Annotated in this window: 12 protein-coding genes; 5 read left to right on the forward strand and 7 right to left on the reverse strand. The window is 74.1% G+C overall.

Annotated elements, in window-relative coordinates; translation table 11 throughout:
- Positions 1-32: 32 nt before the first annotated feature.
- The 7 genes from serC to ACZ592_RS18820 all read right to left on the reverse strand — a co-directional run bounded on the left by serC (position 33) and on the right by ACZ592_RS18820 (position 6,856).
- Positions 33-1,151, reverse strand: coding sequence for a phosphoserine transaminase (gene serC / locus ACZ592_RS18790; protein WP_471582672.1), 1,119 nt, complete (start codon positions 1,149-1,151; stop codon positions 33-35).
- A gap of 128 nt (positions 1,152-1,279) precedes the next feature.
- Positions 1,280-2,500, reverse strand: a complete 1,221-nt coding sequence (locus ACZ592_RS18795) for a cytochrome P450 family protein (RefSeq protein WP_471582673.1) — start codon at positions 2,498-2,500, stop codon at positions 1,280-1,282.
- A complete protein-coding gene (locus tag ACZ592_RS18800; protein WP_471582674.1) occupies positions 2,497-3,765 on the reverse strand; it encodes a cytochrome P450 in 1,269 nt (422 codons plus the stop codon). The genes ACZ592_RS18795 and ACZ592_RS18800 overlap by 4 nt, the downstream gene beginning before the upstream one ends.
- Positions 3,762-4,415: a GTP-binding protein gene (locus ACZ592_RS18805; protein WP_471582675.1), complete on the reverse strand. Its 654-nt coding sequence runs from the start codon at positions 4,413-4,415 to the stop codon at positions 3,762-3,764. Before ACZ592_RS18805 ends, ACZ592_RS18800 begins: the two co-directional genes overlap by 4 nt.
- Positions 4,396-4,752 (reverse strand): DUF742 domain-containing protein, encoded by a 357-nt coding sequence (locus ACZ592_RS18810; protein WP_471582676.1) that lies wholly within the window; start codon positions 4,750-4,752, stop codon positions 4,396-4,398. Before ACZ592_RS18810 ends, ACZ592_RS18805 begins: the two co-directional genes overlap by 20 nt.
- On the reverse strand, positions 4,749-5,195 hold the full coding sequence (locus ACZ592_RS18815; RefSeq protein ID WP_471582677.1) for a roadblock/LC7 domain-containing protein: 447 nt from the start codon (positions 5,193-5,195) through the stop codon (positions 4,749-4,751). Before ACZ592_RS18815 ends, ACZ592_RS18810 begins: the two co-directional genes overlap by 4 nt.
- A complete protein-coding gene (locus tag ACZ592_RS18820) occupies positions 5,192-6,856 on the reverse strand; it encodes a sensor histidine kinase (protein ID WP_471582678.1) in 1,665 nt (554 codons plus the stop codon). The genes ACZ592_RS18815 and ACZ592_RS18820 overlap by 4 nt, the downstream gene beginning before the upstream one ends.
- Positions 6,857-7,013: 157 nt before the next feature.
- Here ACZ592_RS18820 and ACZ592_RS18825 point away from each other — a divergent pair, with 157 nt between their 5' ends.
- From ACZ592_RS18825 to ACZ592_RS18845, 5 genes are all read left to right on the forward strand, one after another.
- The gene (locus ACZ592_RS18825) at positions 7,014-9,923 is read left to right on the forward strand and encodes an FAD-binding and (Fe-S)-binding domain-containing protein (protein WP_471582679.1); all 2,910 of its coding nucleotides are present in this window, start codon (positions 7,014-7,016) and stop codon (positions 9,921-9,923) included.
- A gap of 135 nt (positions 9,924-10,058) precedes the next feature.
- Positions 10,059-11,228: an EamA family transporter gene (locus tag ACZ592_RS18830; RefSeq protein WP_471582680.1), complete on the forward strand. Its 1,170-nt coding sequence runs from the start codon at positions 10,059-10,061 to the stop codon at positions 11,226-11,228.
- A gap of 114 nt (positions 11,229-11,342) precedes the next feature.
- On the forward strand, positions 11,343-12,140 hold the full coding sequence (locus ACZ592_RS18835; protein ID WP_471582681.1) for a TIGR03084 family metal-binding protein: 798 nt from the start codon (positions 11,343-11,345) through the stop codon (positions 12,138-12,140).
- Positions 12,137-13,879 (forward strand): acyclic terpene utilization AtuA family protein, encoded by a 1,743-nt coding sequence (locus ACZ592_RS18840; RefSeq protein ID WP_471582682.1) that lies wholly within the window; start codon positions 12,137-12,139, stop codon positions 13,877-13,879. Before ACZ592_RS18835 ends, ACZ592_RS18840 begins: the two co-directional genes overlap by 4 nt.
- Positions 13,876-15,480 carry an acyl-CoA carboxylase subunit beta gene (locus ACZ592_RS18845; protein WP_471582683.1) on the forward strand — a complete coding sequence of 535 codons (1,605 nt, stop codon included), beginning with the start codon at positions 13,876-13,878 and terminating at the stop codon, positions 15,478-15,480. Before ACZ592_RS18840 ends, ACZ592_RS18845 begins: the two co-directional genes overlap by 4 nt.
- Positions 15,481-15,515: the final 35 nt, after the last annotated feature.

The raw sequence follows: 15,515 nt of genomic DNA on the forward strand, positions 1-15,515 counted from the left end.
GACGTACGCGCGGCCGGTCGCGCGGCGAACCGTCAGAGTCGCTCGATGACGTAGTCGATGCACTTGGTGAGCGCCTCGACGTCCGCCGGGTCGATCGCCGGGAACATCGCCACGCGCAGCTGATTGCGCCCGAGCTTCCGGTACGGCTCCGTGTCGACGACCCCGTTCGCCCGCAGCGTCTTCGCGACGGCGCCGGCGTCGATCTCGTCCGAGAAGTCGATCGTGCCGATGACCTGCGAACGCTTGGCCGGGTCCGTGACGAACGGTGTCGCGTACTTGGACTCGTCGGCCCAGCCGTACAGCGCCTGCGAGGACGCGGCGGTGCGGCCGGTCGTGAACTCCAGGCCGCCCTGGCCGTTCATCCAGTCCAGCTGCTCGGCGAGCAGGAAGAGCGTGGAGAGCGCCGGGGTGTTGTACGTCTGGTTCTTGCGGGAGTTGTCGATCGCCGTGGGCAGGCTGAAGAACTCCGGGACGTGCCGGCCGGACGCGTGGATCCGCTCGGCGCGCTCGATCGCGGCCGGGGAGAACGCGGCCAGCCACAGGCCGCCGTCCGAGGCGAAGGACTTCTGCGGGGCGAAGTAGTAGACGTCCGTCTCGGCGATGTCGACCGGCAGGCCGCCCGCGCCCGAGGTGGCGTCCACCAGGACGAGGGACCCGGCGTCCGCGCCGTCGACCCGGCGGATCGGGGCGGCGACACCCGTGGAGGTCTCGTTGTGGGTGAAGGCGTAGACGTCGACGCCCGCCTCCGCCTTCGGGTCCGGGTGCGTGCCCGGGTCGCTCGTGATCACGGTCGGCTCGGCGAGCCACGGGGCGAGCTTGGCCGCCTTCGCGAACTTGGAGGAGAACTCGCCGAAGCTGAGGTGCTGCGACGTGTTCTCGATCAGGCCGTGCGTCGCGACGTCCCAGAACGCGGTGGAACCGCCGTTGCCGAGGATCACCTCGTACCCCTCGGGGAGGGAGAAGAGGTCCTTGATGCCGTCACGCACCCGGCCGACCAGGTTCTTGACCGGGGCCTGACGGTGGGAGGTACCGAGGAGGGAGGTGCCGGTGGCGGCCAGGGCGTCCAGCGCCTCCGTACGCACCTTGGAGGGGCCCGCGCCGAAACGGCCGTCGGCGGGCTTCATGTCAGCGGGAATCTGGATCTCAGCCACGGGGGGAGCCTAGCGGCTCAGGGCTCCCCGTCTCGGTGGTGTCCGGCGGCTGAGATCGCGCTGCCCCCCGGCGTGGACGTCTCGGGGACCCGCCCCGGACCCCGCTCCTCAGGCGCCGGAGGGACCGATCACCGGCGTGGCCGGACCGTCAGCTTCACCGGCAGCTCGTACAGGTCGTTCTGGGTCACCACCGGCTTGTTGCGGAGGGACGTGTGCGGGACCGCCAGGGTCAGGGCCGGGAAGCGGGCGTACAGGGCCGGGAGGGCCACGCCCGCCTCCAGGCGGGAGAGCGCCGCGCCGGGGCAGACGTGAGGGCCGTGGCCGAAGGAGATGTGGCGGGTCGGCGACGTGCGGGTGATGTCGAAGGAGTCCGCCGTGGGGCCGTGGGCCTGCTCGTCGCGGCCTATCGCGCCGTACGAGACGATCAGCGCGTCCCCCTTGGGGATCACCTTGTCGCCGACGGGGACGTCCTCCGCGGCGAAGCGGATCAGGACGTGCGAGGTGGGGGTCGCGTAGCGCAGGGTCTCCTCGATCACCGCGTCCCAGCCGATCTCCCCCGAGAGGACCAGGGCGAGCTGGTCGGGGTGGGCGCTGAGGTTGACGACCGCGTTGACGATGAGGGAGATCGTCGTCTCGTGGCCCGCCGCGACCATCAGCTGGAGCGTGGAGAGGATCTCCGCGTCGGTGAGGTGGTCGCCGTTCTCGGAGGCCTGGATCAGCGCGCTGGTCAGGTCGTCGCCGGGTTCCGCGCGGCGGGCCGCGACGACCTTGCCCATCATCCCGGCGAGCTCGCCGAGGGTCGCCACGACCTCCTCGGGGGGCGTCTGCGTGGAGAAGAACTTGTCGAACAGGACCTTCAGGCGCGGGTGGTCGGACTCGTCGATGCCCATGAGGTCGCTGATGACGTACATGGGCAGCGGGTAGGCGAACTCGGCCTTCAGGTCGACGACTTCCGCGTCCTTGGGCAGCCGGTCCAGGAGGCCTTCCGTGAGCTCGCCGATGCGCTCCCGCATGCGCTCCACGCGGCGCGGCGTCAGCGCCTGCGCGACCAGCGTGCGCATCCTGCGGTGCTCCTCGCCGTCGACCGTCAGCATGGAGCGGCCGGGGTTGGCGAGGCCGATCAGCGGCCAGTCGGCGGGGATCTCGCCGCGCCGCCAGGCGCCCCAGACCTCGATGTCCTTCACCAGGCGCTTGTCCGTCAGGAGTTGGCGGGCCTCGGCGTGGTGCGTGACCGCCCACACCGGGACGCCACCGGGCAGCTCCGCCTCCGCGAGCGGGCCCGCCGCGAGCAGCCGGGCGCTCTCGCCGTCGAGGTCGGTGACGAACGGGTCCAGGGCGATGCGCGTCATCTGGCTTCTCCAAGCGCTGAGGTCGGGGTCGGGGTGAAGCTCACCGGCAGGTCGGTCAGGCCGCGCAGCCAGGGGGAGGGGCGGCGGGCCAGGTCCGTGGCCGGTACGGCGAGGTCGAGGTCGGGCAGCCGGTCGAGGAGGACCTCGATGCCGGTGCGCGCGATGACCTCGGCGACCTCCTGGGCGGGGAAGGGGCAGCGGTGCTCGCCGTGCCCGAAGGAGAAGTGGGCGCTGTTGCCGCCGGTCAGGGCCGATCCGTCGATGCGTACCTGCGGGTCGGAGTTGGCGGCGGCGAGGCCGAGCAGGAGCAGGTCGCCGGAGTTGATGCGGCGCCCGCCCAGCTGGGTGTCGCGCGAGGCCCAGCGCCCGGCGACGTTCTGGGTGGGGGTGTCCTCCCAGAGGACCTCGTTCATGGCCTCGGCGACGCTGTGCCGGCCGCCGAACAGGGAGGCGGCGAAACGGTCGTCGGTGAGCATCAGGCGCAGCGAGTTGCCGATCCAGTCGGCGCTCGGCTGGTGGCCCGCGGCCATCATGACCATCAGGTCCTGGGCGATCTCCTCGTCCGTGAAGGCGTCGCCGTCCTGCGGGAGCTGCGACTCGATCATGTACGAGGCGACGTCCTGGCCGGGCCGCGCGTGCTTGTCGGCGATGAGCCGCATCATCGAGCCGCCCAGGTGCTGCTGGCCGGCGAGGGCCCGCTCACGGCCGTCGATCATGTCGTTCATGGCGGTGACGAGGCCGGGGCCCTCCTCGTCGGAGAAGCCGTAGATGCGGGCCAGGACGCGGACCGGGAGCAGCATCGCGTACTCGGCGATGATGTCGGTGGTGCCCTTGCCGCAGAAGCGGTCGATGAGCTCGTCGGCGAACCGTTCGGCGTGCGCCTTGAGTTCGAAGGGGTCCACGGCCTCCAGGGCGTGCGCGATCATCGCGGCGCGCAGGGTGTGCCGTTCGCCGACGGTGTAGAGGATCGACGGCTGCTTGTGGCCGATCATCGGGAGCAGCGGCCAGTCGGCGGGGATGTGCGGCCACTGGTTCCACAGCTCGGAGTCGCGGCTGTACAGGAGCGGGTCGCCGGTGACCTGGTGCAGTTCGCGGTAGCCGAGCACCAGCCAGGCCGGTATGCCGCCGTCGAGCAGCACGGGCGCGACGGGGCCGTGGTCGCGCCGCATCTCCCGGTACAGCTGGGCGGGTTCGGTGGCGAACCGCGGTCCGGAGAGCGGCACGGGCGCGGCAGCGGCGCCGGCACCGGTTACGGGGCAGGTCACTGGGCGGTCTCCTGGGGGGCGTTCAGCTGGGCGGCGTACAGCGACTGCAGGTGCTCGACGAGTGTGATCAGCACGTCCTTGCCGGACTGGCGGGAGCGTGCGTCGCAGTCGATGAGCGGCACCCCGGGGTCGAGGTCGAGCGCCTCGCGCAGCTGGTCGGCGGTGTGCGTGGAGCCGCCGAAGTCGTTGCGGGCCACGATGAACGGCGTGCCGTGGTGTTCCAGGCGGTCGATCGCGTACCAGGAGTCCTGCAGGCGGCGGGTGTCGACGAGGACGACCGCGCCGAGCGTGCCGGCGAAGAGGCGGTCCCACAGGAACCAGAAGCGTTCCTGGCCGGGGGCGCCGAAGAGGTAGAGGACGTTGTGGGCGTCGAGCGTGATGCGGCCGAAGTCGAAGGCGACGGTCGTGGACGTCTTGCCGTGCAGCCCTTCGAGGCCGCCCGTCTCGTCGATGCCCTGCCCGGCCTGCGTCATCGTCTCCTCGGTGTTGAGGGGACGGATCTCGCTGACCGAACGCACCAGCGTGGTCTTGCCGACGCCGAAGCCCCCGACCACGACGATCTTCAGACCGTTGTCGGCGGTGGCGGTCAGCTCGCGGCGCGCCGACGTACGTCCGGCGGGCTGCGTACGTTCAGAGGTTGCGGAGTCCAACGAGCACCTGCTCCAGGATGTCGGGGTCGGTAAGGCTGTGGCCGGTGCCCGTGCGCGGGTGGCGGGCGCTGATCCGGCCCGCGTCGAGCAGGTCGGAGAGCAGGATGCGCGTGATGCTCACCGGCAGGCCGAGTTCGGCGGCGACCTCCACGACGGCGGTCGGCAGGTGGCACAGCCGCAGGATCGCGGCGTGCTCCGACTGCATGCCGGGGACCGGCCCCGACTCGGCGACGACGAGGGTCACCAGGTCGAAGGGGGCGTCGGGCGCCGACCGGCTGCGTCCTCCGGTGAGGGTGTACAGCCGGTCGGGGGAGTCGTCCCGGCCGGGGCGGCTCATGAGGCGTGCGGGGTGCGCGGGCCGTCGTCCGCGCGGGGCGCGGCGCGCAGGTGCTCGCCGAGCTGCTCGACCAGCTCGCTCATGGTGTGTCCGACCAGGCCCGCGTCGGCGTCCTCGGCGGCGACGACCGCCAGGTGCGCGCCCTCGCCGGCCTCGACGATGAAGAGGATGCCGCCGTAGAACTCGGCCATCGCGGAGCGGACCCCGCCGCTGCCGTCGCCGAACTCGGCGGACGCGCCGTGCGAGAGGGACTGGATGCCGGCGGCTATCGCGGCGAGCTGGTCGGCCTGGTCGACGGAGAGCTCGGGCGTGCGGCACAGCTTCAGGCCGTCGCGGGAGAGCACGAGGGCGTGCCGGGCGCCGGGGGTGCGCTCCAGGAGCCCTACGAGGAGCCAGGTCAGCTTGTCGTCGGTGGTGCTGCCGGGGGTGGTGCCGGTGGTCATCGGGGAGTGTCGCCTTCCGGGTGCGGGGGAGTTGCGGGGGCGTCGGGGTCCCCGGGCGGCCCCGAGGGGTCCGTGGGGGTGGCCCTGACGGCCTGGCGGAAGCTGCTGAAGCGGGCCGCGGTGTCGGCGGCCGCGCGCGGCCTGATCCGGGTCTCGCCGGTGTCGCTGTCGCCGCGGGCCCGCTCGGCGGCGGCGAGGGTACGGCCGCGGGGGCGCTTGGGCAGCGGCGCCTCGGCGACCGGGTCCGCGGTGCCCGGGGCCTGTGCGGCGGCGGGGGACCCGTGCGCGGGCACGGGGTCCGGGTCGACGCGGTCGAGGGGGGCCTCGGGGGTGGTGCCGGGGGTGTTCGGGGCCGGGACCTGAGCCGGAGCCGGGACCGGGGCCGAGCCCCGAGCCGTGTTCACGTCGGTGTCCGGCGCCGCGTCGGTCCCGGGGGCGCGCTCGGTGGCCGGTGCGGGCACGGAGCGCGGAGGCGTCGCGGCCGGTGTGCCCGTGGGCGGCGGGAGGGCGGAGCGGGCGGGCCCGGGGGCCGGGAGTGCCGCCGCGGTCGTGGGTGAGGCGGCCGTGAGGGACGCGGGGACCGGGGCGGGCGCGGTGTCCGAGGGGCGGGAGAGCAGCTCCTGGGGTATCAGCAGGAGTACGCCCGTGCCGCCGCGCGCCGAGGGCCGGAACGACACCGTCAGGCCGTGCTTGCGGGCCAGCCTGCCGACGACCGGGAGGCCGAGCCGGGTGCCGGACAGGCCGCCGAGGCCGGTCGTCTCGCCGGACACGGCGCGTTCGGCGCGGCGCTGCTGGACGGCGCCCATCACCAGGCCGCTGTCCTCGACGGAGACGATGACTCCGGCGGCGACCTCCTCGATGTAGACGTGCACTTCGGAGGTGGGCGGCGAGAAGTTCGCCGCGTTGTCGAGGAGTTCGGCCAGGGCGTGCATGACGCCCTCGGCGGCGTGGCCCGCGACGGCGACCTCGCTGGCCGAGTGGACGCGCACGCGCTGGTATCCGCCGATGCGGCCCATCGCGCCGCGCAGGATCGACTCCATGACGATGGGCCGGGCCCAGCGGCGGCCGGAGCGGGCGCCGGTGAGCACCGCGACGGAGTCGGCGATGCGGCCCGCCTGCGCGGTCCTGTGGTCGAGGTGGAGGAGGTCGGTGAGGACGTCCTCGTCGGCGTGCCTGCCCTCCATCTCGCGGAGGTCGGCGAGCATGCCGGTGGCCAGGGCCTGCATGCGGCCTGCGGCGTTGGCGCAGGCGGCGAGGGCGGCGGCGCGCTCGGACTCGGCGGTGCGGGCGCGCACGGTCAGGTCGGTCCGCTCGCGGACGAAGTGCTCGGTGAGGGCGGTCCGCTCGCGGGTGAACTCCTCGGTGCGGGCGGCCTGTTCCTGGACGAGCCGGCCGGCGTCCCGGCGTACGGCGTCCGTGTTCCGACGCAGCAGGGCGTTGGCACGGGTGAGGTGGAAGGCGAGCGTCACGGTGGCGGTCAGCGCGAGCGCCGCGGCGCCCGCTCCCCAGGCCAGCGGCGTCCGTACGGAGGCCGGCGCGAGGGCGACGGCGGCTCCGGTCAGCGCCGCGGTGACCAGGGCACTGGCCAGCAGGACGAACGCGGAAGGACGCAGCGGAGGGTGCTCCGTCCCGGGGCGCGCAAGGGGGGTTGGCGCGGTCATCAATCGGGGTCCTCGATCGGAAGCGACACACTCTGCTCAAGTCGAGATCACTATAGGAGAGTTAGTGACCGAGTTGGGAATCTTCCCGTCCGGATCGTGAAAAAACGGGTGGGGCGGGGTGGCCAGGAGGGGCCCGCGCGGATGCATGCTGGACGGTATGAGCGATCTCGACGGCGACCCCGGCGGCCCGGCGCACAGCGGGGGAGGCGGGGTCCCGGCGGACCCGGACGGCCTCGCGCGCGACCTGCGCCGGGCCGTGCGCGGCGAGGTGGACCTCTCCGTCACCGCGCGGGCCCTGCACACCATGGACGCGTCCAACTACCGCCGGGTGCCCGCCGCGGTGGTGGCCCCGCGCGACGCCGACGACGTGGCGGCGGTGCTCGCCGTCTGCCGCGCGCGACAGGTGCCGGTCGTGCCCCGCGGCGCCGGCACCTCGATCGCCGGGCAGGCCACCGGAGTCGGCGTCGTCCTCGACCTCACCCGCCACATGAACCGCATCGTCTCCCTGGACCCCGGGACGCGAACGGCCGTCGTCCAGCCCGGCGTCGTCCTGGACGACCTGCGCGCCGCCGCCGCCCCGCACGGGCTCACCTTCGGCCCCGACCCCTCCACCCACAGCCGCTGCACCCTCGGCGGCATGATCGGGAACAACTCGTGCGGCTCGCACTCGGTGGCCTGGGGCACCACCGCCGACAACGTCCGCGCGCTCTCCGTCGTCGACGGCAGGGGCGAGGGCCGCCGCCTCGCCCAGGGCTGGGACGGCGCCCCCGACGGCCTGCGCGCGCTGGTGGACGGCGACCTGGCACTCCTGCGCACCGGCTACCCCGACCTGCCGCGCCGCATCTCCGGATACGCCCTGGACGCGCTGCTCCCCGAACACCACGCCGACCTCGCCCGCGCCTTCTGCGGCTCCGAGGGCACCCTCGGCGTCCTCACCGAAGCCGACGTACGCCTGGTCGAGGCGCCCCGCGCGCGGGCGCTCGCCGTGCTCGGCTACGCGGACGAGAGCGCGGCGGCCGAGGCGGCGGCCGGACTGCTCCCGCACCACCCCCTGACGGTCGAGGGCATGGCGGCCGACCTGGTGCGCGGCACCGACGGGCTGCCCAAGGGCGGCGCCTGGCTCTTCGTGGAGACCGGCGGCGACAGCCCGGCCGAGGCACGCGCGCGTGCCGACACGATCGTGCGGGCCGCCTCGGGGGACACCGTGGACGCCGTGGTCGTCGACGACCCGGCCGGCCAGCGCGCGCTGTGGCGGGTGCGCGAGGACGCCAGCGGCACGGCGACGCGCATGCCGGACGGCTCGGAGGCCTGGCCGGGCTGGGAGGACTGCGCGGTGCCGCCCGCCCGACTGGGCGCCTACCTGCGGGACTTCCGGGAGCTGCTCACCGGTCATGGGCTGCGCGGCACCCCCTACGGGCACTTCGGGGACGGCTGCATCCACGTCCGCATCGACTTCGACCTGCTGGGCCGCGAGGGCATCGCCCGCTTCCGCCGCTTCTCCGAGGAGCTCGCCGACGTCGTCGTCGCGCACGGCGGCTCGCTCTCCGGCGAGCACGGCGACGGACAGGCCCGCGCCGAGCTCCTGCCGAAGATGTACGGACCCGGACTCATCGGCCTCTTCGAGCGCGTGAAGGACCTGTGGGACCCCGCGGGCCTGCTCAACCCCGGCATGCTGGTGCGGCCCGCGCCGCTGGACGCCGACCTGCGGTTCGCGCCGCTGCCGCGCGAGCCGGTCGACGTCGTCTTCGGCTACCCGCACGACGGCGGCGACTTCTCGGCGGCCGTGCGCAGGTGCGTCGGCGTCGCCAAGTGCCGTACGTCGTCCACGGCTTCCCCGACCGGCGTGATGTGCCCGTCCTACCGCGTCACGGGCGAGGAGGAGCACTCCACGCGCGGACGCGCCCACCTGCTGCACGAGATGCTCGCCGGCGAGGTCGTCACGGACGGCTGGCGCTCCGCGGAGGTCAAGGACGCCCTCGACCTCTGCCTGTCCTGCAAGGGCTGCCGCTCGGACTGCCCGGTGGGCGTCGACATGGCCACGTACAAGGCGGAGTTCCTGCACCACCACTACGAAGGCCGCCGCAGACCCGCCGCCCACTACGCGATGGGGTGGCTGCCGCGCTGGCTGCGGGCCGTGGCGGTGACGCGCACCGCTCCCCTCGTCAACGCCCTCGCCCGCGTCGAGCCGCTGGCCGCGCTCGGCAAGCGGGCCGGCGGGATCGCCCCGGAGCGGGCGGTGCCCGAGGTGGCGCCGCGCACGTTCCGTCAGTGGTGGCAGCGGCGGCAGCGGCGGCGCGGGCGGCCCGCGACCGGTCCGCGCGTCGTGCTGTGGCCCGACACCTTCACCGACCACCTCTCGCCGGCGGTGGGGCGGGCCGCGGTGGCGGTCCTCGAGGACGCCGGGCTCTCCGTCACGCTGCCGCCGGGCGGGGTGTGCTGCGGCATCACGTACGTCTCCACGGGCCAGCTCGACCGCGCCCGCGCCGTCCTGCGCGCCACCGTGGAGCGGATGGAGCCGCTCCTGGACGCGGGGACGCCGATCGTCGTCCTGGAGCCGAGCTGCGCCGCCGCGCTCCGCTCGGACCTCACCGAGCTGCTCGGCGACGATCCGCGCGCCCACCGGCTCGCCGCCTCGGTCCGCACGTTCGCGCAGGCCGTCGAGGAGCTGGCCCCGCACTGGCGGCCGCCGCACGTCGGCCGCGCCGCGGTCGGCCAGACCCACTGCCACCAGCACGCGATCCTGGGCGACGCGGCGGAGCGGCGGCTGCGGACGAAGGCGGGCCTGGACGGCGAGCTGAGCGGCGGCTGCTGCGGCCTCGCCGGGAACTTCGGGTTCGAGCGGGGCCACTACGACGTGTCGAAGGCCTGTGCCGAGGAGCAGCTGCTGCCCGCGGTGCAGGAGGCGGGCGCGGACGCGGTGGTCCTGGCCGACGGCTTCTCCTGCCGCACGCAGCTGGCGCAGCTGGCGGGCGTACGGGGGCGCCACCTCGCGGAGGTGCTCGCGGAGGGGATCGCGCGCGGCGGGGACGAGGGGCGTGCCGGGGAGGCGCCGCCCACGGCGCCCTGACCTCGGCATCCGGACGTGGCTTGCGTACAGCAGTAAAAGGGCTCCACAATCCTGTCTTAGTGCACTGCCTTGGACGGTCGAGTCCAGAACGCTGAACCGTGGGAAGTGCCGAAGCGCACCAGGAAGGGCTCTCCCATGAACGTCTCCCGCAGCGACCAGGCAGCACCCGCGGAGGCGGCCGTCCCCCTCCAGGGGACCGTCCCGCCCCAGGGGGCCGTCCCGTCCCAAGGGGGTGCCGCGCCCCAGGGAAGCGGCCGGCCGGGGCTCCGCGGCCGTCTCGGGCCGCTCGGACCCGTCGGGCTCGTCCTCGCGGGCGGGATCTCCGTGCAGTTCGGCGGCGCCGTCGCGGTGAGCGTGATGCCGAGGGTCGGTGCCGTCGGCATCGTGGCGCTGCGGCTCCTGTTCGCGGCGCTCGTGCTCGTCGTCGTGTGCCGTCCGAAGGTGCGCGGGCACTCGCGCGCCGACTGGGGCACGGTCGTCGCCTTCGGCGTGGCCATGGCCGGGATGAACGGCCTCTTCTACCAGGCCGTCGCCCGCATCCCCATGGGGCCCGCCGTCACGCTCGAAGTGCTCGGGCCGCTCGCGCTCTCCGTGCTCGCCTCGCGCCGCGCGATGAACGTGGTCTGGGCGGGGCTCGCCCTGTGCGGGGTGTTCCTGCTCGGCGGCGGGGGCGGCTTCGACGGGCTCGACCCGGTCGGTGTCGCCTACGCGCTCGGGGCGGGGGCGATGTGGGCGGTGTACATCCTCTTCAGCGCCCGCACCGGACGCCGTTTCCCGCAGGCCGACGGCCTGGCCCTCGCCATGGTGGTCGCGGCGGTCCTCTTCCTGCCGCTCGGCATCACCGCGGCCGGGTCGAAGCTGGTCCAGCCCGGCACGCTGGCGCTCGGCGCGGCCGTCGCGGTGATGTCGTCCGTGCTGCCGTACACCCTCGAACTGCTCGCGCTGCGGCGTCTTCCCGCGCACACCTTCGCGATCCTGATGAGTCTGGAACCGGCCATCGCGTCCGTCGCCGGGTTCCTCGTCCTGAGCCAGGCCCTGTCCCTCGTCGAGGCGCTGGCCATCGCCCTGGTCATCGCGGCGAGCATGGGCGCGGTACGGACGCAGGTGGGGCGGCGGCGCCGCGGGGGCGCGGACTCGGAGCCGGTGGCGGGCGCCGATCCGGTGACGGAGGCGGGCGCGGGGTCGGCCGCGGCCGTGGACGCGGACGACTTGGCGGAATCCGTCACGAAATCCGTCACGAAATCCGCCGCGGAATCCATCGACGACTCCGTCACGGAATCCGTCACGGAGTCGTCCGGAAAGTAATGCAAGCACGCTTGCTTGTTTCTCCGGGCACTGCCATGCTCCCAGGCACTTCCCCACGCTCTCCACTTCGTTCGGGCGGGGGAGACCACAGTCGTGCCCCGAGGGGAGCGTTCCGTGTCCGATGCCTTGCCCGTGCTCGACGACCTGCGCAGCGAGAGCGAGGAACTCGACACTCTCGTGGCGGAGTTGAGCCCGGAACGGTGGTCCCTCGCGACCCCGGCGCCGGGCTGGACGATCGCCCATCAGATCGCGCACCTGACCTGGACGGACCGGGCGGCGCTGCTCGCCGCCACCGACCCGGGTGCCTTCGCCGCCGAGGTCGACAAGGCCGCGGCGGCCCCCGACTCGTTCGTCGACGAGGGCGCCGAGGAAGGCGCCACGCTGCCGCCCGCCGAACTGCTCGCCCACTGGCGGGCCGGGCGCGACGAGCTGTGGCAGACCCTGGCCGGGGCGCCCGAGGGCACCCGCCTGCCCTGGTACGGGCCGCCCATGGCGGTGCCCTCGATGGCCACGGCGCGGCTCATGGAGACCTGGGCGCACGGCCAGGACGTGGCGGACGCGCTCGGCGTGCGGCGGGCGCCGACCGACCGGCTGCGGCACGTGGCGCGGATCGGGGTGCGGGCACGTGACTTCGCCTTCGCCGTACGGGGGGCGACCGCGCCCGGCGAGGAGTTCCGGGTCGAGCTGACCTCGCCCGTGACGGGGGAGCTGTGGGCGTACGGGCCCAAGGACGCCGCCCAGCGCGTGACCGGGCCCGGCCTCGACTTCTGCCTGCTCGTCACCCGGCGCGCCCACCGCGCCGACCTCGCCGTGCGCGCCGAGGGGCCCGACGCCGAACGCTGGCTGGACATCGCGCAGGCCTTCGCGGGTCCGCCCGGCGCCGGCCGCGCCCCCAGGGGGGAGGCCGGATGACCGCCGCCCCCCTGCGCATCGGCAACGCCTCCGGCTTCTACGGCGACCGCTTCGACGCGATGCGCGAGATGCTCACCGGCGGCCCCCTCGACGTCCTCACCGGCGACTACCTCGCCGAACTCACCCTGCTCATCCTCGGCCGCGACCGCCTCAAGGACCCCTCGCGCGGCTACGCCAAGACCTTCCTGCGCCAGCTGGAGGAGTGCCTCGGCCTCGCCCGGGAGCGGGGCGTGCGGATCGTCGCCAACGCGGGCGGCCTCAACCCGGCCGGACTCGCCGGCGCCGTACGGGAGCTCGCCGGGCGCCTCGGCATCGACGGACTGCGGGTCGCGCACGTCGAGGGCGACGACCTCGGCGGCCGATTCCCCGGCGCCCTCACCGCCAACGCCTACCTCGGCGGCGCAGGCATCGCCGCCTGCCTGGACGCCGGCGCCGACATCGTGGTCACCGGCCGCGTCACCGACGCCGCCCTGGTCACCGGGCCCGCCGCCGCGCACTTCGGGTGGGGCCCGCACGACTACGACCGGCTCGCGGGCGCCGTCGTCGCCGGGCACGTCCTGGAGTGCGGGGCGCAGGCCACCGGCGGCAACTACGCCTTCTTCACCGGGCGCGGCGGGCCTGGCGGACACGGCGAGCAGGCAGGGCACGGCGCAGACCCGGCCGCCCTGCGCCACCCCGGCTACCCGCTCGCCGAGATCCACGAGGACGGCTCGTCCGTCATCACCAAGCACGACGGCACCGGCGGCTTCGTCGACGTCGGCACGGTCACCGCACAGCTCCTCTACGAGACGCAGGGCGCCCGGTACGCGGGCCCGGACGTCACCGCCCGCCTCGACACGGTCGCCCTCACCCAGGAGGGGCCCGACCGCGTGAGGATCGACGGGGTGCGCGGCGAGGCGCCGCCCCCGACCCTCAAGACCGGCCTCAACCGCCTCGGCGGCTTCCGCAACGAAGTCGTCTTCGTCCTCACCGGCCTCGACATCGACGCCAAGGCCGCCCTGGTCCGCACCCAGCTCGAGGACGCCCTGGACCGCGCCAAGTCCCGCCCCGCGGACGTGCGGTGGGAGCTGGCCCGCACCGACCGCGCCGACGCGGACACCGAGGAGAGCGCCAGCGCCCTGCTCCGCCTCGTCGTGCGCGACACCGACGCCGACACGGTGGGCCGCACCCTCAGCGGCGCCGCCGTCGAACTGGCCCTCGCCAGCTACCCCGGCTTCCACGTCACCGCACCGCCCGGCAAGGGCTCGCCCTACGGCGTCTTCGAGGCCGCGTACGTCGACCGCGCCACCGTCGACCACGTGGCGGTCCTGCCCGACGGGAAGCGCACGCCCGTCCCCGCCGGCGCCGACACCCGCGTACTCCAGGACCCCGAACCCCCGCCGCTGCCCGCGCCCCTGCCGCCGGGACCCGCCCGCCGCGCCCCCCTCGGCCTGGTCGCCGGGGCCCGCAGCGGCGACAAGGGCGGCGACGCGAACGTGGGCGTGTGGGTGCGCTCCGAGGAGGCGTGGCGGTGGCTCGCCCACGAGCTGACCGTCGAGCGGCTGCGTGAACTGCTCCCGGAAGCAGCCGGGTTGCGGGTCGTCCGGCACGACCTGCCGAACCTGCGCGCCCTGAACTTCGTCGTCGAGGGCCTGCTCGGCGAGGGCGTGGCCGCCCGCGCCCGCTTCGACCCGCAGGCCAAGGGCCTCGGCGAGTGGCTGCGCGCCCGTCACCTGGACATACCGGAGGTACTGCTGTGACCGTCATCGCCTCCGCGCTCGACCCCGCGAGCGCCGAGTACGCCGAGCACCGCGCGGCCATGCTGGAGCGGCTCGCCGAACTCGACACCGAGCAGGCCAAGGCGCTCGAGGGAGGCGGCGAGAAGTACGTCGCCCGGCACCGAAAGCGCGGCAAGCTGCTGGCCCGCGAACGCGTCGAGCTGCTCCTGGACCCGGACACGCCCTTCCTGGAGCTGTCCCCGCTGGCCGCCTGGGGCAGCGACTATCCCGTGGGCGCCTCCATGGTCACCGGCATCGGTGTCGTCGAGGGCGTCGAGTGCCTGATCACCGCCAACGACCCCACCGTCAGGGGCGGTGCCTCCAACCCCTGGACGCTGAAGAAGGCGTTCCGGGCGCACGAGATCGGTCACGCCAACCGGCTGCCCTCGATCCACCTCGTGGAGTCCGGCGGCGCCGACCTGCCGTCCCAGAAGGAGATCTTCATCCCGGGCGGCGCCCTCTTCAAGCACCTCACCCAGTCCTCGGCCGCCGGCATCCCCACCGTCGCCGTCGTCTTCGGCAACTCCACGGCGGGCGGCGCCTACGTGCCCGGCATGAGCGACCACGTGATCATGGTCAAGGAGCGGGCGAAGGTCTTCCTCGGCGGCCCGCCGCTGGTGAAGATGGCCACCGGCGAGGAGAGCGACGACGAGTCGCTGGGCGGCGCCGAGATGCACGCCCGCACCTCCGGCCTCGCCGACTACCTCGCCGAGGACGAGCGGGACGCACTGCGCCAGGCTCGCCGCGTCGTCTCCCGCCTCAACTGGCGCAAGGCACACGCCGATCCGGACCCCGTCACCGTCGTGCCCCCCACGTACGACGAGGACGAGCTGCTCGGCATCGTCCCCGGCGACCTGAAGAAGCCCTTCGACCCCCGCGAGGTCATCGCCCGCATCGTCGACGGCTCCGACTTCGACGAGTTCAAGCCGCTGTACGGGAGTTCGCTCGTCACCGGGTGGGCCGCCCTGCACGGCTACCCGGTCGGTGTCCTCGCCAACGCGCAGGGCGTCCTGTTCAGCGAGGAGTCCCAGAAGGCCGCCCAGTTCATCCAGCTCGCCAACCAGCGCGACATCCCGCTGCTCTTCCTGCACAACACCACCGGCTACATGGTCGGCAAGGAGTACGAGCAGGGCGGCATCATCAAGCACGGCGCGATGATGATCAACGCGGTGTCGAACTCGAAGGTGCCGCACCTCTCCGTCCTCATGGGCGCCTCCTACGGCGCCGGGCACTACGGCATGTGCGGGCGTGCCTACGACCCCCGCTTCCTCTTCGCCTGGCCCAGCGCCAAGTCCGCGGTGATGGGCCCCCAGCAGCTCGCCGGCGTCCTGTCGATCGTCGCCCGGCAGTCCGCCGCCGCCAAGGGCCAGCCCTACGACGACGACGCGGACGCGGCGCTGCGCGCCATGGTGGAGCAGCAGATCGAGTCCGAGTCGCTGCCGATGTTCCTGTCCGGGCGGCTCTACGACGACGGGGTCATCGACCCGCGCGACACCCGCACGGTCCTCGGCCTGTGCCTCTCCGCGATCCACACCGCCCCCTACGAGGGCGCGCGCGGCGGCTTCGGCGTCTTCCGGATGTGAGGGCCTTCCCATGAGCACCGCGACGCGCTCCATGA

It is taken from the genome of Streptomyces sp. NPDC040622 (genome assembly GCF_055593965.1).